This is a genomic window from Brevibacterium ihuae, assembly GCF_900184225.1.
GTDB lineage: Bacteria > Actinomycetota > Actinomycetes > Actinomycetales > Brevibacteriaceae > Brevibacterium > Brevibacterium ihuae.
The window spans coordinates 948,920-970,101 of record NZ_FXWZ01000002.1; the positions used below are offsets into that span (position 1 = coordinate 948,920).

At 65.9% G+C, this 21,182-nt stretch carries 14 protein-coding genes and 1 pseudogene; 6 read left to right on the forward strand and 9 right to left on the reverse strand.

What is annotated here, in order from left to right; all coding sequences use genetic code 11:
- The first annotated feature begins 18 nt into the window (after window positions 1-18).
- Genes C1A17_RS04440 through drmC form a run of 4 tightly spaced genes read left to right on the forward strand, consistent with a single transcriptional unit; the run spans window position 19 to window position 10,586 of the window.
- Entirely contained in the window at window positions 19-4,035 is a 4,017-nt protein-coding gene (locus tag C1A17_RS04440) for an Eco57I restriction-modification methylase domain-containing protein (protein ID WP_245873425.1), read from the forward strand.
- Window positions 4,032-7,760 carry a DISARM system helicase DrmA gene (gene drmA, locus C1A17_RS04445; RefSeq protein WP_101651094.1) on the forward strand — a complete coding sequence of 1,243 codons (3,729 nt, stop codon included), beginning with the start codon at window positions 4,032-4,034 and terminating at the stop codon, window positions 7,758-7,760. The genes C1A17_RS04440 and drmA overlap by 4 nt, the downstream gene beginning before the upstream one ends.
- Window positions 7,757-9,862, forward strand: coding sequence for a DrmB family protein (gene drmB / locus C1A17_RS04450; protein ID WP_101651096.1), 2,106 nt, complete (start codon window positions 7,757-7,759; stop codon window positions 9,860-9,862). The genes drmA and drmB overlap by 4 nt, the downstream gene beginning before the upstream one ends.
- A complete protein-coding gene (drmC, locus tag C1A17_RS04455; RefSeq protein ID WP_101651098.1) occupies window positions 9,852-10,586 on the forward strand; it encodes a DISARM system phospholipase D-like protein DrmC in 735 nt (244 codons plus the stop codon). Before drmB ends, drmC begins: the two co-directional genes overlap by 11 nt.
- A gap of 94 nt (window positions 10,587-10,680) precedes the next feature.
- On the opposite strand, the gene C1A17_RS14045 is transcribed toward drmC, so the two are convergent.
- The 3 genes from C1A17_RS14045 to ychF all read right to left on the reverse strand — a co-directional run bounded on the left by C1A17_RS14045 (window position 10,681) and on the right by ychF (window position 14,333).
- Complete coding sequence (locus C1A17_RS14045) at window positions 10,681-11,022, reverse strand: hypothetical protein (RefSeq protein WP_146000577.1); 342 nt, start codon at window positions 11,020-11,022, stop codon at window positions 10,681-10,683.
- 271 nt (window positions 11,023-11,293) lie between these two features.
- Entirely contained in the window at window positions 11,294-13,141 is a 1,848-nt protein-coding gene (locus tag C1A17_RS04460) for a DUF262 domain-containing protein (protein ID WP_101651101.1), read from the reverse strand.
- Window positions 13,142-13,229: 88 nt separating this feature from the next.
- The gene (gene ychF / locus C1A17_RS04465) at window positions 13,230-14,333 is read right to left on the reverse strand and encodes a redox-regulated ATPase YchF (protein ID WP_101651558.1); all 1,104 of its coding nucleotides are present in this window, start codon (window positions 14,331-14,333) and stop codon (window positions 13,230-13,232) included.
- 131 nt (window positions 14,334-14,464) lie between these two features.
- On the opposite strand from ychF, the gene C1A17_RS04470 reads away from it, so the two are divergent.
- Window positions 14,465-15,367, forward strand: a complete 903-nt coding sequence (locus C1A17_RS04470) for an alpha/beta fold hydrolase (RefSeq protein ID WP_101651103.1) — start codon at window positions 14,465-14,467, stop codon at window positions 15,365-15,367.
- Between the two features lie 9 nt (window positions 15,368-15,376).
- Here C1A17_RS04470 and C1A17_RS04475 read toward each other — a convergent pair whose 3' ends face one another.
- Together C1A17_RS04475 and C1A17_RS04480 are read right to left on the reverse strand one after the other, a co-directional pair.
- Window positions 15,377-16,186: an LLM class flavin-dependent oxidoreductase gene (locus tag C1A17_RS04475; protein ID WP_101651106.1), complete on the reverse strand. Its 810-nt coding sequence runs from the start codon at window positions 16,184-16,186 to the stop codon at window positions 15,377-15,379.
- Between the two features lie 37 nt (window positions 16,187-16,223).
- On the reverse strand, window positions 16,224-16,613 hold the full coding sequence (locus tag C1A17_RS04480) for a heavy metal-responsive transcriptional regulator (RefSeq protein ID WP_010079214.1): 390 nt from the start codon (window positions 16,611-16,613) through the stop codon (window positions 16,224-16,226).
- Window positions 16,614-16,720: 107 nt separating this feature from the next.
- Between C1A17_RS04480 and merA the strand changes: the two genes are divergently transcribed.
- Window positions 16,721-18,145, forward strand: a complete 1,425-nt coding sequence (gene merA, locus C1A17_RS04485) for a mercury(II) reductase (protein WP_010079213.1) — start codon at window positions 16,721-16,723, stop codon at window positions 18,143-18,145.
- Window positions 18,146-18,514: 369 nt separating this feature from the next.
- Here merA and C1A17_RS14795 read toward each other — a convergent pair whose 3' ends face one another.
- The 4 genes and pseudogenes from C1A17_RS14795 to C1A17_RS04510 all read right to left on the reverse strand — a co-directional run bounded on the left by C1A17_RS14795 (window position 18,515) and on the right by C1A17_RS04510 (window position 21,036).
- Window positions 18,515-19,417, reverse strand: a complete 903-nt coding sequence (locus tag C1A17_RS14795; protein WP_425427267.1) for a hypothetical protein — start codon at window positions 19,415-19,417, stop codon at window positions 18,515-18,517.
- A 478-nt stretch (window positions 19,418-19,895) separates the two neighbouring features.
- Window positions 19,896-20,291: pseudogene (locus C1A17_RS14800) on the reverse strand (relaxase/mobilization nuclease domain-containing protein); the annotation flags it as partial.
- Entirely contained in the window at window positions 20,288-20,878 is a 591-nt protein-coding gene (locus tag C1A17_RS04505; RefSeq protein ID WP_101651112.1) for a hypothetical protein, read from the reverse strand. The gene C1A17_RS04505 and the pseudogene C1A17_RS14800, both read right to left, overlap by 4 nt.
- Window positions 20,875-21,036, reverse strand: coding sequence for a hypothetical protein (locus C1A17_RS04510; RefSeq protein ID WP_245873428.1), 162 nt, complete (start codon window positions 21,034-21,036; stop codon window positions 20,875-20,877). The genes C1A17_RS04505 and C1A17_RS04510 overlap by 4 nt, the downstream gene beginning before the upstream one ends.
- Window positions 21,037-21,182: the final 146 nt, after the last annotated feature.

Genomic DNA, 21,182 nt, shown 5'->3' on the forward strand with positions numbered 1-21,182 from the left:
GAGGCACACCGCGCTTGGTTGGAGTTGGTCGACACTGAGGGTCCGTTCATCGCCCTGCCGGTACTGACAAAGGCCTTCGGATCCGGCATCCCGCAGCTCGAGGCAGGCAAGAAACTCGCGTTGACGGCGGCCAAACCGGTCTTTGATCGGGCCCGCGACGCCTTTGATGAGGCCAAGGACAAGGACAGCGCGCTTCCGGTGTACCGGTCGGCACGGGACGCCTGGGTCGAGACGGTCCTCCGTGACGTGCTCGGATGGGGCAAGTTCTGGCAGCCAGGTGACGCCGCCTGCGCCACGACAGTGCGGTCGCCGGATCACTCTGTTGAGGTGAAGGCCACCGGAGCCCTGCGTCGCAAGGATGACGTCGGCGCATTGGTCTGGGTGATCGACCCCGTCGAGGGCCTGCGCGAAGCCGGTACGGACGGCTGGTCGGACAGCCCGATCGACCGGATGGAGCTGCTGCTGCGCGAAGCAGATCTCCCCGTTGGCATCGTGACGGACGGCCGCTGGTGGGCTGTGGTGAGCGCGCCGAAGGAGACCATCGCGGCGTCCGGAATCGTCGATGCGCAGACCTGGATCGAGGAACCCGAGGTTCGCGATGCCTTCGTCGAACTCCTCTCACCCGGGCGGCTCGTTGGCAAGAAGGACGAGGAAAAGCTCAGCACGCTCTTCAAGGATTCCGTGTTGGCCTCGGACGACATCACAGAGGAGCTCGGCAAGCAGGTTCGTCGTGCCGTCGAGCTCGTCGTCGCCGCCCTCGATGAGGCCGCTGCGGACGCTCGCCACCGCGGAGAGCCCGACCCCCTTCCGGCAGAAGGTGAGGAGATTTACGATGCCGTCGTCACAGTGCTCATGCGCGTGGTGTTTTTACTGTTCGCGCAGGAACGTGGCCTGTTACCAACCGGCGAGCTGTATTCTGCTGGGTATGGCCTCTCTGACCAGCGTGAAGTGCTCGAAAAGCGCCTCCTCGACGAGGACGCTGAGGCGCTGGACGCGACGTCGCTGACCTGGCACCGCCTTCTTGCAACGTCGCAGGCGCTGTATGCCGGGGCCACCTTCGAAGACCTGCGACTACCCGCATATGGCGGTTCACTGTTTGACCCGACCCGCTTCCCGCTTCTCACCGCGACAACACAGCGTGGCACGCTGGCGGTGACGGTGAGTGATCGCGTCATGCTCGAAGTGCTCCGTGCCGTCCAAACGGCCCATATCAAAGGCGAACTTCGGGTGATCTCGTTCCGCGACATTGACGTCGAACAGATCGGCTACATCTACGAGGGCCTGCTCGGCTACACGGTCAAACGTGCCCCGGAGGTGCTCATTGGCCTCGCCGGGACCAAGGGCTCCGAACCCGAAATCCCGCTCGCGACGCTCAACGACCTGTACGAACAAGTTGATGGTGATGACGCCAAGCTCGGTGCCGCGGTGGTGAAATGGGTCAAGGCCAACCAACCGGGGGCGGAACACAAGACCGCCGGCCAGTACGCGAAGCTGCTGGCGGCCGGTGACACGATGGCCGATGCGGAACAGGCGCTGCGCTCGGTGACGACCGACGAGGATCTCCGTGCCGAACTGCGCAGCTGGATAGGGGTGATCCGTCGCGACCTGCGCGGACGCCCGGTCGTCATCCTCTCCGGTGGCCTCGTGGTAGCCGAGACGCCGTCGCGGAAGAACGCTGGCGCGCACTACACCCCACGAGCCCTGGCTGAGGAGGTCGTCCTCCACGCCCTGGAACCCATCGTCTACGCCCCTGGTCCGCATCAGACCGCCGACCGGAGTGCGTGGCAGCTCAAGTCATCCACCGAGATCCTCAACCTCAAGGTCGCGGACATCGCGTGCGGATCAGGGGCGTTCCTCGTCGCGGCCGCCCGATACCTCGCCGCACGCCTCCAGGAGGCGTGGCTGGCCGAAGGCACCTGGATTGACCGGTCACCGGCAGAACGCGAAACGAAGGCGCTGCGTGCCGTCGTCGCACACTGTCTCTATGGTGCCGATATCAACGGCATGGCCGTTGAAATGTGCAAGCTCTCCCTGTGGCTCGTGTCGCTGGACCACAACCTGCCGTTCTCGTTCGTCGACGACAAGGTGCTGCACGGCAACTCCCTGCTCGGCCTGACGTCGGTGCGGCAGCTTGAAGAACTCCACATTGCGCCGAAACCACCACACAATCAGCAATTTGGCCTCGAGTTCTCCGGCACCGAGCTCGTCGCGCGGTTCGATATCAGCGACCGCATTCAACGGGCCATTGCGTTGCGCCAAGCCCTGGCATCAGAGATCGACAACAACGACCCGACTCGGTCGGCGAACGCCAAGCACAACCAGATGCGCCAGCTGAGTGAGCACACTGCACAGGTGCGCACCCTGGCCGACAGCGTCATCGCCGCAGGCCTCGCCCTGGGCGGCAAGCCCAGCAAGAAGCTCGATGAGGCCTATGAGAATCTCCGTATGGCGGTGGGCCGGGCCGTCCCTGCCCCCGGAGGCACACCCGACACCGCCATGCTGGACGCGATCCTGAAGAAGGGGCTCACGCCCGCGGTCTCGACCGACTACGAGCGCTGGCAGCCGCTGCACTGGTGCCTTGAGGTGCCGGACGTCATGGCCCGGGGCGGCTTTGACGCCATCATCGGTAACCCACCGTTCCTTGGCGGCAAGAAGATCACCCCTGCGATGGGCAAGAACATTCGCGAATGGCTAGTTAATCAAATAGCAGAAGGGGCAGTCGGCAACGCGGATCTGGTTGCCTATTTCATCCTGCGCGCCGCCTCACTCCTGCGAAAGTCTGGAGGCTTCGGGCTTGTAGCAACAAACTCGATCAGCCAAAACGAAAACCGGAAGGTGGCACTAGCTCCGCTGTTGATGACGGAGTTCGAACTTTACCGAGCTGTGCGGAGCTCACGCTGGACGGCGCCAGGTGCAGTCTTGGAGATTGCACAACTTTGGGCCACCCGAGAGTCACTGGGCGCCGGCGTACCCCGCTGGGTTGACGATCTCTCCACGCACCGCATCTCAGAGCACTTAGAACCGGCGGGGCGAGTTCAAGGCGACCCATCGCCACTCTCTGGCAGCCGAGACCTCGCGTATATCGGATGCAACGTCAACGGCATGGGGTTCACACTTCCCAAAGAGACCGCTGCCGCTTGGATCGCCGAAGATGAACGGAACCGTGAGGTACTTCGCCCATTTTTTGGCGGAGAGGAACTCAATGAGCAACCTGTAGCCAAGAGCTCTCGCTGGGTGGTGGACTTCTTCGGCATGACGGAAACACAGGCTCGTTCATTCGAAAAGCCCTATGCCTGGGTGCTGGAGAGGGTCCGCCCTGAACGCCTCAAGCTGAAAAACAAGCCTAAGCTACAGGAGAAGTGGTGGCTGTACGAAGCTTCTGCGGTGGAGTTGAGACGCCGCCAGGAGGGCCTGAGAGAGGTACTCGCGCAGACGAGGCTCAGCAAAACACAGATGCCGCTACGCGCTCCGGCTTCAGCACTATTTGCCGATTCGTGCGTCGTATTCCCTTTCCAGGAACATTGGATGCAGGCGGTCTTATCTTCTTGCCTCCACCAGCAATGGTCCCTGGTCTACGGCTCCGGGATGAGGGATGATCCCCGATACACGCCCAAGTCGGTGGCCCGAACTTTCCCGATCCCAAAGGAGACCAGCGACCTCAATGTCATCGGCAGAAGACTCGACGACTTCCGATCCCAAGCTATGCAAATTAGAGGCATCGGAATCACCGCGATCTACGATCTGGTCAATTCCCGAGGGTGCAGCGATCCAGACATCTCGGAGCTTCGCCGGATTCACGTCGACCTCGACAGCACTGTCATGGCTGCGTACGGCTGGGGCGATGTCGAGCTCAACCACGGGTTCCACACCTACCGGCAGATGACACGGTGGACGGTGTGCCCCGAAGCGCGAGATGAGATTCTCGATCGGCTCCTCGAAGAAAATCACCGCCGCGCCGCGCTGCAGGACGGCACACCGCCGCTCGCTGACGATGAGGGCGACGGCACGACTGAGATGGAGGGGGACCAGAGATGACTTCCAATACACCGCCGTACGAGTTACCCATCGAGGATGAGAAGACCTCCTGGGCTGCACGGGAAAACCTTCACGATGTGCTCACCCGTGAACTGCTCGGCCCCGCCGAGGGCGACGACGAGACGCTGCAGATGACGCCGGACAGCCGGTACCTCATCGGGCGCATCGCGCCGGCAAAGGTCAGTTCCGGCACGGATTCTCCGTCCGCCGAGGGTGCGGACGACCCTGAATCCACCTTGGACATCGGCGACGACATCGATGCCAAACTGAGCACTGGGGTCCCGCTTCCGAGCGTGGACGAGACGAGCGGCGATGCCGACGAGGATGCAGCCGAGGACGCCCCAGTCAAGCGTGGCCTCATGATCCCTGCGTCCATGGGTCTGCGCTTCCAGCTCCCGCTCGACGTCGAACGGGTCACCGTGCGCGCGAACTGGGGCACATATGAGCCCGAATCGACTGACAAACTCATCCCCGGCACAGACCGGCATGAGCGGGTCTTCCACCGCAAGGATCACGATTACCTGCGCACCCTCACCGTCCACGACCTCGTCGACGGCATCACCCACGAAATTCAGCTCGAAAACGACGTTGTCCTACGGGTCGACGCAGAGACTGACCACAGTGCCGATGCGAGCCGCAGCCGTCGCATCATCGAGATCGCACTGTGCAACGACACCGAGACACCAACGCACATCCCCGTCAACGCCTGGTTGTTCCAGACTCAGCTCTACGTTGAAGCCGAAGGCAAGCCCGTCTTCTTGCCCGTCTACGACCCGCTGCTTGACCCGGAACGCTCCACGGACGACGACGAGCTCAAACGACTCGACCTGCAGTACCGCGACCTGCTCGAATTCGCCATCGGTCGAACCTGCTCCGCGGACTGGACCGTCGCGGCGGGCGAGCGTCAGGCCACTCAGGTGCGCACCACCTGGCTCCCGACCGTCGAGACCCCGCAGACCCTCGCTGGTGAAACGCTAGGGGCAGTCACGGACATGCGCGCGTTGGCCGAGGCTGCCAAGGACTCCGATGCCCTCGACGCCGCGCTTCGGCCCATCGTGGACGGCTATGCGGAGTGGCTCGATGCCAAGCGCACTGAAGCAGTGTCTCTCCCGGCGCATCTCCGTTACACTGCGCTCGAGACGATCGAGGACGCCGAGTACGTTCATGCCCAGCTCGCCGACGGTCTGGCGTTCCTGCACGGCAGCCAACAAGCACGTGAATGCTTCGCGTTCATGAACACTGTCATGGCCGAACAGCGCGTCCGCAGCCAGATCGCCGCACTGCGTATCACCGACGCGGATCTCGATCTTGACGACGCGGCCGAGCAAGTCGCGAAGCGCGGTCCCGGCGCGCATTCGTGGCGTACGTTCCAGCTCGCATTCATACTCATGCAGGTCCGCGGCCTGTGCGAACCGACGTACGCGCGGCGCTCCGTCGACAACCTCGCCCGAGTGGAGCTGCTGTTCTTCCCGACCGGTGGTGGAAAGACCGAGGCCTACCTCGGCCTCGCAGCGTTCACCTTCGCCATCCGCCGCCGCCAAGGCGTCATCGACACCCCAGATGGACCCCTGAACGGTGGTGCAGGGGTCAACGTCCTCATGCGGTACACGCTGCGCCTGCTCACCTCCCAGCAGTTCCAGCGCGCCGCAGCCCTCGTCTGTGCGGCCGAACTTGAACGCCGCAAGGATGCTGGGCGGTGGGGCGAAGAGCCCTTCCGCATCGGACTGTGGGTTGGTACGAACGTCTCGCCGAAGTACGTCAAGGATGCAGCCGATGAGCTCGAGAAGGTCAACGAGGGACATGGGCGCCGGCTCACGGTGCTTCAGGTGAAACGATGTCCTTGGTGCGGCACGGCCATCACATCCCGCCACATTAATGTCGACAAGACGGCTGGCCGCGTCTACGTGTACTGCGGTGAGGAGTTCGGAGACTGCCCGTTCTCCCGTCATGGCGAGGTCGAGGGCGGCCTGCCGATCCTCACCGTCGACGAGGAGATCTACCGCCTCGCTCCCGCTTTCCTGATCGCGACTGTCGACAAATTCGCGCGCCTTGCCCGTGAGGGGCAAGCCGCGCACCTCTTCGGGTACGTCCGAACGCGGTGCGAGCGCCATGGGTACGTCCACCCCGACGACAGCGGTTGCAACGGGACGACGAGACACCAAGCCACCGATGACTTCCCGGCAGCCGAATCGCGAGACGTCTCCCGGCTGCGGCCCATCGATCTGATCATCCAGGACGAGCTGCACCTCATCACCGGCGCCCTCGGTACGACGGTCGGTCTGTTCGAACTCGCCATCGATGCCCTGACGTCGTGGCGCTGGTCCGACGGCCAGCCCGTCAAGCCACTCCTCGTGGCGTCCACCGCGACGGTCCGCAACGCCGGCGAACAGACGAAGGGACTCTACGGTCGTCTCCCGTTGCTGTTCCCACCGCGAGTACTCGACGCCGCCGACACATACTTCTCCACCGAGGTCCCCGTGTCGAAGAACAACCCGGGACGCCGCTACGTCGGCGTGAGCACCACAGGTGTTCGCATCACCACCGCGGAGATCCGTATTGCGGAGGTCCTCATGGCAGGCGGCCAGCTGCTGCTTGACCGTCTCGGTGAGGCCGCCGACCCGTACATGACGCTCGTCGGCTACTTCAATGCCACCCGCGAACTCGCCGGCATGAGCCGCTACGTCCAAGACGACGTCCAGACCGCCCTCGCGAAGGGGCGCCGCGGCATCGGTCTACCGCGCCGCGTCGGCACGGCATACGGCGAGCTCAACCTCTCGGAGCTCACCAGTCGTGTCTCGGGCACTGCCATCACCGACACACTGGACCAGATGGCGCTGACGTTCGACCCGGCGCTGGACACCACGGCCGCACGCGAAGAGATTCGTGCTCGGCTGGCCGCCGACAAGCCCGTGCAGAAACGCACCAGCCCGCCGTTCGACGTCGTGCTCGCGACCTCGATGCTCCAGGTCGGTGTCGACGTGACCCGGCTCGGACTCATGCTCATGGTCGGCCAACCGAAGAACACCGCCGAATACATCCAGGCCTCCTCCCGCGTTGGTCGTGACGCCGGGCGTCCGGGCCTGGTCGTCACGCTCGGAAACTGGGCGCGGCCACGCGACCTCGCACACTACGAGGCATTTCGGCACTACCACGAGACGTTCTACGCCCAGGTCGAGCCCCTGTCCGTGACACCGTTCTCGGTCACCTCGCTGGAACGGGGCCTCGCCGGGGTGCTCGTCAGCGCGATTCGCGTTCTCGAGGCATCCCAACTGGACGGGCTCTCACCGGAGCGGGATGCGTGGCGAGTCAACGACGCCACCGCGTCCGCACGCGTCAAGGCGCTCATCGACAAGCTCGTGGCTCGTGCCGTCGCCGCCTCACCCGACCCGCTGACCGAGGGTGCTGTCCGCCAGCGCCTTGACGCCGCGCTCGGCCTGTGGAAGAAGCGACAGCAGTCGGTCAGCTCAGTTGAGAACAAGACCCTGGTGTACGAAAAGATTCACCGCACGAACGCCAGTGACTTCGCCCCACTCGTGCGGAGTGCAGAGAACGTGCCCTCAGCGCCCGATGCCTTGTCGGGTCCCCCGTTCGTCGTCGCCAATTCGATGCGCGAAGTGCAACCGGAGATCAACATCCTCGTCAGCCCACGGCCGGAGAACCTCATGTGGAGACCGTCCGATGACACGCCGCAGTGGGCGCCGCAGCCGAGAGGAGACCAGGCATGAGTACCGAACCGTCGTACGTGAGCACCGTCGACTCCCACAGCCAGACCCCGCTGGACCCCCTCGGTGACTCCGACGCTCTCAAGGACACGGGCCAGAAAAGGAATCGCGCCAAGGTCGGTTCTGCCCGGCCGTCCTCGCTGCTGTACACGTACGGGCCCGGCTCGATCATGGACCTGTCTCACTTCACCGTGATGCCGTCGGGCCTGCAGGACTGGGAGCGCATCTGGGCCCGCCGCGAAGGCACCCCGACGATCCACGCCCCGGCGTTGCTGGATGCTGTCCGCACCCTGCTCAAACACCGAGTCCAGGAGCTGCGCCCCTTCCCTCACCAAACAAGCAGTTCCTACACGGGCGATGAGGGCCGAGACCTCGGCATTCCGGCGCGTGTCTTTCCGCAATGGTTGCGCTGCACCGGCTGCGACATGCTGGGGCCCATCGCCAAATTCCAGTACAAGAACACCAACCCCTACCGCCCGGATGAGGCGATCTTCGAGCACGAGTCGTGCCCCGGTCGATCGCGCCCTCGCGACAAGCAAGCTCGGGGAAAAGCCAAACCGGCTGGTACCAGGACGTCGAAGCGGCGCCCGGCTGTAGCGGCGCGCTACCTGCTGACATGTATTGACGGACACCTTGACGAGTTCCCCTACGATTGGTGGGTTCACGAGGGCGCGCACTGCCCGAAAGCGGACACCCCCATTCTGAAGATGGTCGACCACTCGGGTGGACGTGGTGCCTCCGCCACCATCGTGTGCGACTCCTGCGAGGCTCGACGTCCGATGAACCAGGCACAGGGTGAGGTGGGCCGTTCCAAGCTGCCAGGTTGCCGCGGCCGTCACCCACACCTTGACGGCTTCTCCCCGGGCGGGTGCGATCGCGACCCGCGGCTCATTCTCGTCGGTGCTTCAAACCTCTGGTTCCCGGCACTGACCTCAGCGATCGTCATGCCGCGACTCGAGCCCGAGCTGAAATTCGCGGACGAAGTTGACCTCATCCGGTCTGCCCTCGCGCAGGATCCCGATGTGGCCGCCGAAGACTACGTCGGCGCCACCAAGCCCTTGCGCAAGTTTCTCAAGGGCGTCCTTGACGTCACCGAGAAGACAGACGATGAGCTCGCCCAGCTGCTGGACGCCGTGATCAATGAACCGGCCGAGAGGTCGGTTGAAGAGAAACACGAAGCCTTCGAAAGGTGGAGCCCGGTCGATCTGCTCGTCCCGGAGTGGCGGTATCTGCAGAAGGACCCGATCAAGGATCATCACGCGGACGATCGCAGCGGGTTGGTGCTGTCACCGCGCACACTTTCGCCCCACCTTCCTGACGGCATCGGCCGCGTCCTGGCTGTCGACAAGCTGCGCAAGGTCAACGCACTCATCGGATTCACTCGCGTCGATGAGATGGATCGTGTCAACGATCTCGCCAGCCGACTCGTCCCGCTCACCGATGACCCAACTCCACCCTGGGTCGTGGCCACCGAGGACCGTGGCGAGGGGCTGTTTCTGCAATTCAATGAAGCCATGGTCGCTGCGTGGGAGGAACGCGTCATGGGTTCACCGCTGTGGCAGGCCCACCGCGCTTCGCACCGGCGCAACTTCGAAAACCGATTCTCTGACACCGCCGCTGCCGTGTCGCCAGACGAGCGCCTGCCCGCGCCGCGCTACTGGATGATTCACACCTTCGCGCACCTGCTGTTCCGACAGATGGCGCTCAGCAGCGGCTACGGAGCAGCGAGTATCAGCGAGCGGTTATACGCCTGGCAGGCAGACGGCGAGCGTCCGCCCGCTGCGGGCGTGTTGATCAGCACGACGGCCTCCGACAGCGACGGGACGCTCGGTGGTCTCGTCCGTCTTTCTGAACCGGATCTGTTGGCTGATCTCATCCGCAAAGCTCTGCTTCACGCGGGCCGGTGCTCGTCGGACCCGATCTGTGCCCGGCGCACTCCCAAGGCGCCCGAAGATTTCCTGCACGGCGCTGCCTGCCACTGCTGCGTCATGGCATCCGAGACATCGTGTGAGCGTGCGAACCGCTTCCTTGACCGCAGGCTGCTCATTCCGCTGCCGGGGTCGGACCCGGACATGGCGTTCTTCAAAGATTCTCATGTCCAATGAATCGGAGGCTGCCCGTGCTCTCGGCGCATACCTGACCGGTGCCGAGGCGCGGCAGCTAGCCGATCAACTGGACGGTGGAGTCCCAGCTGCGACGGTGAAATCTGGCCTGGCTCCAGCACGCCGCGCCCATATCTGGGAGCTCTTGCAACAGGCGGGGCTCAGCACCAGTCGTCAGGCCGTTGTGCAGACCCTGCGCGCCGTTGAAGGCGCACGCGCGTCGTCGATCGTCGTCTCGCCGATCTGGACCGCTCCAGACAACTTCGCCGGCGCCGGCAAACTCACCAGCACCCTGCACGAATACGTCGACAACGCACGAGAGTCCGTCATCTGCGCGACCTTCAACTTCCAACGCAGTTCGGCGCTGTGGCGCTCCTTGCGCTCCGCCGCGGCCCGTCCCGATCTGGACGTTCGCATTTACATGGACACCGATGCCGCGGACAACAATCGAGCACTATGGAAGCCATCTACGACGGAGGTGGCTCGCGCACTCCACCCCGCGGCTGTCTATCGAACCGTCTCGTGGCGAGGCAAGCAGGTACGGACACACGCGAAATTCATCGCAATCGACCACCAGTACCTCATCGTGATGAGCGCCAACTTTTCGAAGTCGGCCGAGTTGCACAACATCGAACTCGGTCTCGTCGTCCACGACAAGGCCGCCTGCGAAGGCGTCATCAATGCCTTCGATGGATACGCGAGTCTTTTTGAACTCGTAGATCCCTGATCTGCTCCGTCAGGACCAGCTGCCACTCGATCACGCCAAGAGCCTGCCGGGCGCGGCCAAAACCGGCCGCTCCTCAGGCAGTTTCAGGAAGGGATCAGACGTTGAACCTGAACTCGACCACGTCAGCAGCCGTCAACTCGGGCAGAGTAGACTCCCACCCTGCTCCGTCAGACAAAGTTGGAAACACTTTTTTGAGTTTCGCCAATGCCCCATTGGCAGATGCCGCCGACACCTTGAACACCTCAATCTCTTCCTCCGAAAGCTCGCTGGCGAAGGAATTAAGCGCCTTTACGACGAGCGATAAGTGCTGAAGTACGACGTCGCGGGAAGACTTATCGGCCCTCCGCAGGTCTTGAATCAACCCCGAGCACCGTTGAAGAAGCCAGAGTATCTCAAATACGCCGTGACGAACTTCTTGCTCCTCGTCATCCGTCACAGCGAACTCGCGGAGTGGATGGGCAGGCGTCCCGATTCGCGCGTTCGGGGAGGTTGTTCGCCCCGGTGTTCCTCCACCCAAGCTGTGAGGCGATCCCGGGCAACCGCAACGGAGCCGGCGGTCAGCGAGACAATGAACGCGTCGACGCGCGCGATTGCGGCAGCTCTACGATCAGATCGCCATGCCATGAAGGCGAACACGGCAGCAGCGCCCATAGCGAAGGCATTCGCCCAAGCACCCAGCATGCCCCACATTGCAATCTGCTCAGGCGTCACCTCTTGCCCCCAGAGGTTAATCCGCTACGGAACTCCACCGCATCACCATCAATACCTTGTTTGAGAATGGCCAGCGGGAAGCGTTCTAGCACCCTCGCTGCCAGTTCTTCGGTGCGGTTCTCGATGTCGTCAGGGGTCCAAGACTCCCTCGTGGCCAGGTCAGCGTTCAGTGACAGTCCGTTTCGATAGCCGATGTGCCTGCCCTTTGCGTCCTGGCGGTCGCGCTTCTCAGGGAACGACTTGTTGCCGAGGTTGCTGTTATACGCGGTAATGGTGAGGTTGCCGAGCCTATGCTTGTGCTCCTCCTGAACCTGGGCAGCGACCTCCTCGCCCCCGAGCATCTCCTGCCACTCAGCCGGAAGGTTCTCGCCCTGCGGGAGGATGTGCTCGATCGTCCAGACGAAACGGTTCTTTTCCTGACGCCACAGGTCGACACGCGTCTCCTTGGTCATGGCGTCCTCGGCCAGCGTCGCGAGGACGAACCGGGCGACGTCGCTGTTCTCCTCGTAGATTCGCCCCAGGAGGCGGGTGCGGAACTCCTCGTCGGACACTGAGGCCGCACTCAGCTTCTCCCCGACGATCTCCACCACATCGTCGCCTCGGGCATCACCCACAGCGTCGATGGTCGTCATAAACAGCTTCGCCAGCGCGTACGTCTGCGGGTATCCCGTGAGGTTGCGTCGGACAAAGAAGCTCGTGAGGCGGTCTACGACCGTCTCGATGTGTGCATCTGTCAGAACCAGATCGGACTGCTTCGATATCAGCCACATGAGGAGCACGTAGGACGGCGCGCCCTGAGCGCGCATCAGGCGCTGGAACGACCGGTCAAGGGTTGTCGGCTGGTCGAGTTCAACGACGCAGTTGATTCGCCCGTAGACCTTGCTCGCCGCCACCAGCGAATCGACGACGCTTTTGAGGCCCTGCTCGAGGACCTTCTCGTAGACCCTGATCAGGTTGGACTTCGTGGCGACCGAGGCGTTTGAGACTTCGGGCAACTCTGACTTGAACGCGTTGTAGTAGTGGCGGAGGAAGCGCTCCTGGGTGGAGTAGCTGTCACCGAGGCTGGTCAGCATGTCGTTCCAGTGCTTGAACGCCTCGTCGACGTCCATGATCTGCTTCTTCTCCGACTCGGCGAGAAGGTGGTTCTTGATCAGGTCCACCGGCGAGAGGGGCATCCCGCGGTTGTTCAGGGACTCGAACAGCACGAACGCGTCGGCGTGGTTGGCCACCTCAATCTTCACGATCACCGCCTGCAGGGCCGCCTCATGCACCCGCAGGGCTGCCTCCGGCTGTGTGATCTCCTCAGTCTCGGCGAGCCTCTGGATCGCGGAGCGGAAGTAGCGGTAGCACTTGGCAATCCTGCGGCTGGGGAAGTACGGCTTCCATTCTCCCTCCACCGGCAGGCCGGCTTCCTCGAGCACCTTGCGGAAGTCGGAGAGGTTGTGGCCCTGCTTCTGCGGCGTCACCCTCGGCTGCTGGTCGGCTTTCCGCACCAACTGCCGACCGAGGTTGACGACATCCGTTCGTGTGTCGTCGTCGAGATCGTCGAGGTGCTCCTTGAGTACCGAAAAGACGGCGGCCAACAACAAGGTGAGCGTCGTCAGTCGCTGCTGCCCATCGATGACCTGCAGGATGTTGCCCTCGAGCGTGTCCGTGGTCTGGTCGAGCGTGATGATGGTGCCCAGGAAGTGCGCGCCGTCGGCCTCAATGAGATCTTCGAACAGGTCTTCCCAGTGGGACTTATACCAGGAGTACTCGCGCTGGTAGGGCGGGATCCGGTACAGCACGTTGCCTTCGTGACTGAACAGCGTGTGCACCGGATACTGGTTGGCAGATTTGATCATCGAGAACCTCCCAGCTCACGCGCCCATATGTGGCTGACCTCTCCGTCGATGAAGTCGCGGACCCTGTCGTGCAGGTTGCGTGATTCTGTCACTTCCTACCCCCAGAGGTTAATCCGCTACGGAACTCCACCACGTCACCATCGACCATGACGTAGTCCTTGCCCTCCATGCGCACGCGGCCGGCTGCGCGGGCGTCGGCCATGGATCCGTGCTGATCGAGGTCCTCGAAGGACACGATCTCGGCCTTGATGAAGCCCTTCTGGAAGTCGGTATGGATGACGCCGGCCGCCTCGGGCGCGGTCGCCCCCTGCGGGATCGTCCAGGCGCGCGACTCCTTGGGACCGGCGGTGAGGTACGTCTGCAGCCCGAGCGTGGAGAAGCCCACGCGCGCCAGCTGGTCGAGACCGGCCTCGTCCTGCTCGCTCATCTCGAGCATCTCCGCCGCCTCGTCGTCGTCGAGCTCGGCGAGCTCGGACTCGAACTTCGCGTCGAGGAAGATCGCCTCGACCGGCGCGACGAGCGCGCGCATTGCGTCCTTCTGCGCCTCGTCGGCGAGCACGTCGTCGTCGACGTTGAACACGTAGAGGAACGGCTTCGTCGTCATGAGCTGGAGCTCGCGCAGCGGGCCGGCGTCGAAGCCGTCGGTCTGCATCGCCTGGTACAGCGTCCGCCCCTCCTCGAGGATCGCCTGCGCGGCCTGCATCGCGGCGAGCACCTCGGGCGCGGTCTTCTTCTGCTTGACCTCCTTCTCGATGCGCGGCGTGGCCTTCTCGATCGTCTGGAGGTCGGCGAGGATGAGCTCGGTGTTGATCGTGTCGATGTCGTCGGCCGGGCTGACCTTGCCGTCGACGTGCACGACGTCGGAGTCGGAGAACCCGCGGATGACCTGGCAGATCGCGTCCGCTTCACGGATGTTGGCGAGGAACTGGTTGCCGAGCCCCTCCCCCTCCGAGGCGCCGCGCACGATCCCGGCGATGTCGACGAAGCTCACCGTCGCCGGCAGGATCTTCGCCGAACCGAAGATCTCGGCCAGGCGGTCGAGCCGGGGATCCGGCAGCTCGACCACGCCGATGTTCGGCTCGATGGTCGCGAACGGGTAGTTCGCCGCGAGCACCTGGTTCTTGGTCAGGGCATTGAACATGGTGGACTTGCCGACGTTGGGCAGTCCGACGATTCCGATAGTAAGAGCCACGGTCACCCAGTCTAGCGGTGAGCGCCGCACCCTTGACACGGGCCCGCGAGCCGGTAGGTTCGGGCACCACCGGCCGTCCGCGCCGGACCACCGCGCACCGCGTCCCACGACCGCTCGCCCCAGGGGAGACCATGGCAGAGTTCAGCACGTTCACCGCCTCCGACGGCACGCCGATCGAGTACGCCGACATCGGCTCCGGACCGGTGCTCTTCAACATCCATCACTACGGCGGCAGCACCGAGATGCAGATGCCCATGCTCGAGATGCTCGCCGGCGACTTCCGGTGCATCACGTTCTCCCAGCGCGGTTGGGGAGCGACCCCGCTGCGCGGCGAGATCAGCCTCGCCCAGTCCGCCCGCGACGCCGGGGAGCTCCTCGACCACCTCGGCGTCGAGAGCGCCTACTTCGTCGGGCTCTCCATGGGCGCCGCCGTGACCTGGGCCTATGTCGAGCAGTTCGGCTGTGCGCGGATGAATCGCGCCTTCTTCATGGACATGACGCCCAAGCTCGTCAACGAGGACGGGTTCGACGGCGGCCTCTACCAGGGCTGGTACACCCCGGAGCGGTACGCAGCCGACCTCGAGCTCCAGCGCGCGGACTTCCCCGCTTTCCAGCGGTACTTCTACGAGCAGGTGTTCTTCCCGCACACCCGGGACGAGGAGCGGACCTTCGCCTTCGACGAATCGCTGCTGCCGGTCTTCGCGCAGCTCATGCCCGCCGCCGGCTTCCCGCCGGGCACCCCGGTCGAGCAGCTCTTCGAACCCGAGCCCGGGATGCTCGACACGCTCCAGGAGTACTGGCGGGCGATGGGCGAGGCGGACCTCCGCGGCGCGCTGGCAAACTTCTCCGTCCCCGTCCATCTCCTCCACGCCCGGCCGGGCTCGATCTACGACGAGCGGACCGCCGAGTTCGTCCGCGACGCGATCCCCGGCGCCCGGCTCACGTACGTCGACGACGCCACGCACATGTCGTTCCTCGTCCAGGAGCTGCCGCGCGCAGTCGACGAGATCCGTGCCTTCGCCCGCGAGGGGTGAGTCAGCGCCTCACGCCGAGGTGCCCTGCACCGGACCGCGGTCGTTCGGCTCCCAGCCGAGCTCCGGGGCGACGTGCTCGGCGAACGCCTCCAGGATGCGGAGGTTGAAGTCGACGCCGAGCTGGCTGGGGATCGTGAGCATCACCGTGTCCGCCGCCTGCACGGCAGCATCCGCCCGGAGCTGATCGATGAGGACATCGGGTTCGGCGGCGTAGGTCTTGCCGAACGTCGAGCGGAGCCCGTCGATGACCCCGATCTGGTCGGCCGCGCCCTGACCGCGCAGCCCGAAGTACAGCCGGTCCTGCTCGGTGATGATCGGGAAGATGCTCCGGCTCACCGACACGCGCGGTGCTCCCTCATGCCCGGCCTCCCGCCACGCCTCACGGAACAGCGCGATCTGCTCGGCCTGGAGATCGCCGAACGCATCACCGGTCGCCTCGGTGAGCAGCGTCGAGCTCATGAGGTTGACGCCCTGCTCCCCCGCCCAGACGGCGGTGTCCCGCGAGCCGGCGCCCCACCAGATCCGGCCGGCCAGGCCTGGGGAGTGCGGCTCGACGCGCAGCCGCGCACCTGCGCCGAACTGCGCGGGGTCGGCCTCCGCGATCTTCTCCCCGCGCACCGCGCGCATGAAGAGGTCGAACTTCTCCCGGGCGAGGTCGGCCCCGCGCGGATCGGTCGAACCCGTGTACCCGAACGCCTCCCAGCCGCGCAGCGCCGGTTCCGGTGAACCCCGGCTCACCCCGAGCGCCACCCGCCCGCCGGAGAGCAGGTCGAGCGCGGCGGCCTCCTCGGCGAGCTGCAGCGGGCTCTCGTAGCGCATGTCGGGCTTGTGGCGTTGGTGCGACCGGCTCTGCCGTTTACAGGTACCGGCAGACCTGGTCCGCGCTGCACGAGTCGGGGTCGGGCTGCGCGGCGTCGCGTCTGAGCTCGGTGATGGTGTCGCGCAGCGCGGCGAGCTGGGCGATCTGCTGCTCGATCTCGGCGAGGCGTGCGTCGAGGAGGTCGCGCACGTGCTCGCAGGGAGCAGCGCCGTCGTCGCGGATGTCGAGGATCTGGCGGATCTGGGCGAGGGTGAGGCCCGCGGCCTGGCCGCGGTGGACGAAGTCGATCCGGGCGGCCGTCTCGGGCGCGTAGTCGCGGTATCCGGACGGCGTGCGCTCGGCCGGCGGCAGCAGGCCCTGCTCCTCGTAGAACCGCAGCGTCTTCGCCGTCGTTCCCGCCCGCTCGGCGAGTTCCCCGATGCGCATCGCAGGCCCCCTCTTCTTTCGGCAGAAGTCCTCTTGACCTTCCCCTGCACTGGAAGGTCCAGTATGGCTGAGACAGACCGGAAGACCAAGTGTTGACAGGAGCTGCGATGCCCACGAAGTACGACCTCGCCATCATCGGATCGGGCGGTGGTGCGTTCGCCGCCGCGATCCGCGCGACCACGCTCGGCAAGTCGGTGGTGATGATTGAGCGCGGGACGCTGGGCGGCACCTGCGTGAACACCGGCTGCGTGCCGTCGAAGGCCCTGATCGCCGCGGCCGACGCACGGCACTCCGCGGCCGACGCCGCCGACCGGTTCCCGGGGATCGCGACGACGGCGGGGCCGGTGGACATGCCCGCCCTGATCGCCGGGAAGCAGGCGCTGGTCGAGTCGCTGCGGGGCGAGAAGTACGCCGACGTCGCCGACTCCTACGGGTGGGCCGTCCGCCGCGGCGACGCCGCGTTCGCCGGCACCCCCGACGCTCCGGTCCTCCAGGTCGCCGGGGACGACGGCAGCACCGAGACGATCGAGGCCGGGCACTTCCTGGTGGCGACCGGCTCTCGGCCGTGGGCCCCGCCGATCGACGGCCTGGACGAGACCGGGTACCTGACCTCGACCACGGCGATGGAGCTGACCGAACTCCCTGAGTCCCTGCTCGTGCTCGGCGGCGGCTACGTCGCCCTGGAGCAGGCGCAGCTGTTCGCCCGGCTCGGCTCCCAGGTCACCGTGCTGGTCCGGTCCCGGCTCGCGTCGAAGGAGGAGCCGGAGGTGTCCAGGACGCTGGAGGAGGTGTTCGCCGACGAGGGCATCCGGGTGGTCCGCCGCGCGCTGCCGACGCGGGTGTCCCGCGACGCCGCGACCGGGCAGGCCGTCGTCACCGCGGACGTCGCCGGGGGGCGGGAGGAGTTCCGCGCCGACCAGGTGCTCGTCGCCCTCGGACGACGACCGGTCACCGACGGGCTCGGCCTCGACAGGGTCGGGGTCGAGACCGGGGACCTCGGCGAGGTGGTCGTCTCCGACCGGATGCAGTCCTCCCACCCGCGGATCTGGGCCGCGGGCGACGTGACCGGCCACCCCGAGTTCGTCTACGTCGCCGCCCACCACGGCACCCTCGTCGCCGAGAACGCGTTCGCCGACGCCGACCGGGCCGTGGACTACGCCCGACTGCCGAGGGTGACGTTCACCGGCCCGGCGATCGGCGCGGTCGGGATGACCGAGAAGGACGTCGTCGCCGCCGGGATCCGCTGCGACTGCCGCGTCCTGCCGCTGCACCACGTGCCCCGCGCACTGGTCAACCGCGACACCCGCGGCTTCGTCAAGATCGTCGTGGACGCCGACACCGGGAAGATTCTCGGCATCACCGCCGTCGCCAAGGACGCCGGCGAGCTCGCCGCCGCCGGGGTCCACGTGCTCGGCAAGACGGTCGCCGAGGTCGCCGACGCCTGGGCCCCCTACCTGACCATGGCCGAGGGCATCCGGATCGCCGCCAAGGCCTTCACCACCGATCCGTCGCTCCTGTCGTGCTGCGCGTGAACGCGCACGCAGACAATCGGGGGGAACGCTCAGCTGGGAGAGGAACAGACGATGAGCGGCGATAAGGACCACGACTCGCATCGCGCGGGCGTGCTTGTCGGTGCTGGGACGGGCTTGCTCCTGTTGGCATGCTGCGCGCTTCCGCTGCTGATCTGCTGCGGCCTGCCTCTCCTCGCCGCGGGCGGAGCCCTCGCAGGTATCGGAGGTTTCCTCGGCAACCCTTGGCTCATCGGTGCCGGGATCGCAGTCGGGGTGGCCGTCACAGCGGCGATCGTCCTCCGGCGACTGCGGCGGCACCGACGTCGCTCGACCGGCTGCTGCGGCAATCGTTCGACTACTGACCGGGGTCAGTAGTTCGAGTGGCTCCAGTCATCGTCGCCAGTTCGGCCACGTCGGCATCCCGCGACCCTTCCAGGTCTCCACGAGGCCGGCGGCCCAGCGGATGGACGCGAAGAGCCCGTAGCCGGCCCCGGCGAGGCCCACGGAGACCACGAGCCAGCGCCCGATGGCGAGCCATACGCTCCCGTCCACGGCGAGCGCCCACTGAGCGCCCGTGATGATCCCGGAGATGCCCATCCAGAGCCCGCCGACGACGACGAGCACCGGCAGGAGTGCGAGGCACATCGCCGCGACGGCGGACCAGAGCTGGCGCGCCTCGACCTTCGCCGTGGCGGCGATGATCCGCTCGGCGCGCTCGTTCGAGGCGTCGAGGTTCGCGGTCATCGTGGCCGACGCCTCCCCGGCGACTTGCTCGACGGCCTTCTCGACCCGTTCCTCTGCGCGCTTCTCGATCCACTGGACCGCGCCGCCGACCTGGCTCACGAGCTTCTGGTTCGCTGTGGCCTGCGCCTTCAGACCCTCAATCGCCGAGGCCGTAGCCGCGCGATTCTTCTGCGCCTCCGCGACCAAGCTCCGCGACGCGGCGTTCAAGCTCTCGCCGTTGAGACTCTGCGCGAACTCGCCGAGCGTGCTCGCGATCTCGTTCTGCCTGCTCTCGATACTCGCGATCCTCGCGGACACGTCGCTGGAGGGCGAGGAGGTCGACGCCGGGGCCGTGATCCGCTCCAGCCGCCTCGTCGTCTCCTCGTCCATGACCTTCACGAACCCCGCGAGCTTCTTCTGCAGCTCGGCCAGCCGGTCGAGCCTCGCGTTCTGCGCCTCGACGGCGGTGAGGATCGAGGTCAACAGGTCCATCGTCTCCGGACTGCCGAGCTGCTGCCGCTGCTCGTCCTGCGCGTTCTGCTGCTTCAGCCTGTCGAGTGCTGCGCTCATGGTCCTGCTTCTTCTGCTGCTGGTGGTAGTCGAAGAACGCCTGCGCGCCCTCCGGGGTGAAGTCCGCCGAGAGGGCGCTCGTGCGCTTGCGGCGCTCGGCACGCCCGGACTCGCCGCGGCGGTCCTCGATGTAGAGCGTCCAGGTCTCGTTGCCGAGGTTCTTGCCCCGCTTGCTCACGGCTGTGTGCAGGCGCATCCGCGGCACCCGCGCGCCGTCGTCGCCGAGCTGCTGGTTCTGCTCCTCGATCACCGCTTCGAGACCGGCCTTGTCCGCCGCCCGGGGATCGACCAGGGCGGCGCTCATCCGGTCGCCCATCTCGCGGTCGAGCCCGCCCTCGGCGAAGTCCTCGCGGCGCAGCTCCCAGTCCTTCGGAGCGTGCTCCAGCCGCTTCACGACCGAGAGGGTGTGATCGCGCATCAGCTCGTCGTTCGCCGACTGCACGCCGCGCTGGCTCCCGGCCTTGCGGTCGTGGAACGTGCGGTAATCCGAGAGCGCCTTCCCGGTGCGGTTGTTGTGGTTGACGACCAAGATGTGATTGTGCGGCTTGCGGCCACGGCCATCCACATGCGTCAAGACGAGGCAGTCCGAATCCGGGTGCATCCTCTTCGCCAGCAGGTAGCCCAGATCGTTCACCCGCTGCACGTCCTCCGGGTTCTTCGGGTCGAACTCCTCATCGCTGAACGACTGCCGATAGTGCAGCGCCTCGACGTCGCGCTTCGTGTTCTGCCTGAGCGCGCGGGCACGCGCCGAGAACATACCCGGGCCTCCGGGCACGTCGCACGTGACCGCGACCCCGCGCTCGTCCTCTTTGCCCCGGATGTAGCGCTCCGTGTCCGCGGCGCCCGTGCTCGGGCTGTAGTGCGTGGTGCTCATGACGCCGCCCGATCACCGAGCAGCGCCCGGACCTCGCGCACCAGCTCGATCAGCTCGGGCGCCTCCGCCGACAGCGCCACCGCCTCACCGGCCCGCGCGCGGCGGTCCAGGTCGTTGACGTTGATCGCCAGCGGGCGCACCTGCGCGGCCAGCTCGCGGGCGTCCGCCGAGGCATGCGCGCGCGTGTCGACGCCGAGCAGGTGCGCGGCCACAGCGGCATCCAACTCCTCGCTCCGGGAGGCGTGCAGGGCATCGCGCACGACGGCCCGCACCCACGTGCTCGGAGCCAGCCCGAGCCGCTCCGCACGAGTGCGAAGCGCCCCAAGCGTGGCGTCATCGAAGCGGGTATCGAGCCGCCCGCCGCTGCCACGACGACGCTTCGCACCGCCGTGACTCTGCCGCACAGCCTCCGCATCAGCCCGGCCGGTGTTCACCTGGGAGTCGGCCTGCTGCTCCACCTGTACGCCAGAGTGGCAAGCAGTAGGCGCGTCGGACACATCGCTGACGCTCGGGTCCTCCTTGCCTGCTTGCGAGGGGCCTCCGGCCCCCTCGACCCCCTGGAAGAGCGAGTGCTGAGAGGTGCTCACTGGGCACCTCCCGCGACCAGTGCCAGCGGCACATCGGGGCTGCGCACCGCGAGCCCGCTCAACAGCTCGACGACGGCGCTGTCGGCGTCGTGCTCCACGGAGCTCTCCGAACCGTAGGTGAGCTCGCGTGACGGAGCCACCTGCTGGTGGTAGCGCATGTCGGTGTTGTAGCGCCGGAAGGCAGGCACTGCCGCGTATGACTCGACCCTGCCATCGTGGCAGATGGTCCGGTGAAGCCTCAGACCGAGGACGCTTGACCTTGCCCCTGGGGGAAGGCGTCAAGTGGTTGCAGGTGGTCACAACG

Excerpts from the sequence above, each read along its gene's own strand:
- C1A17_RS04475 (WP_101651106.1), bottom strand. The coding sequence starts at position 16,186 with ATGCGCTACGAGAGCCCGCTGCAGCTCGCCGAGGAGGCCGCCGCGCTC.
- C1A17_RS04460 (WP_101651101.1), bottom strand. The coding sequence starts at position 13,141 with ATGATCAAATCTGCCAACCAGTATCCGGTGCACACGCTGTTCAGTCAC.
- C1A17_RS04480 (WP_010079214.1), bottom strand. The coding sequence starts at position 16,613 with ATGCGCATCGGGGAACTCGCCGAGCGGGCGGGAACGACGGCGAAGACG.
- C1A17_RS04510 (WP_245873428.1), bottom strand. The coding sequence starts at position 21,036 with ATGCGCTACCACCAGCAGGTGGCTCCGTCACGCGAGCTCACCTACGGT.
- C1A17_RS14795 (WP_425427267.1), bottom strand. The coding sequence starts at position 19,417 with ATGAGCGCAGCACTCGACAGGCTGAAGCAGCAGAACGCGCAGGACGAG.
- merA (WP_010079213.1), top strand. The coding sequence starts at position 16,721 with ATGCCCACGAAGTACGACCTCGCCATCATCGGATCGGGCGGTGGTGCG.
- drmC (WP_101651098.1), top strand. The coding sequence starts at position 9,852 with ATGTCCAATGAATCGGAGGCTGCCCGTGCTCTCGGCGCATACCTGACC.
- drmB (WP_101651096.1), top strand. The coding sequence starts at position 7,757 with ATGAGTACCGAACCGTCGTACGTGAGCACCGTCGACTCCCACAGCCAG.
- C1A17_RS04470 (WP_101651103.1), top strand. The coding sequence starts at position 14,465 with ATGGCAGAGTTCAGCACGTTCACCGCCTCCGACGGCACGCCGATCGAG.
- drmA (WP_101651094.1), top strand. The coding sequence starts at position 4,032 with ATGACTTCCAATACACCGCCGTACGAGTTACCCATCGAGGATGAGAAG.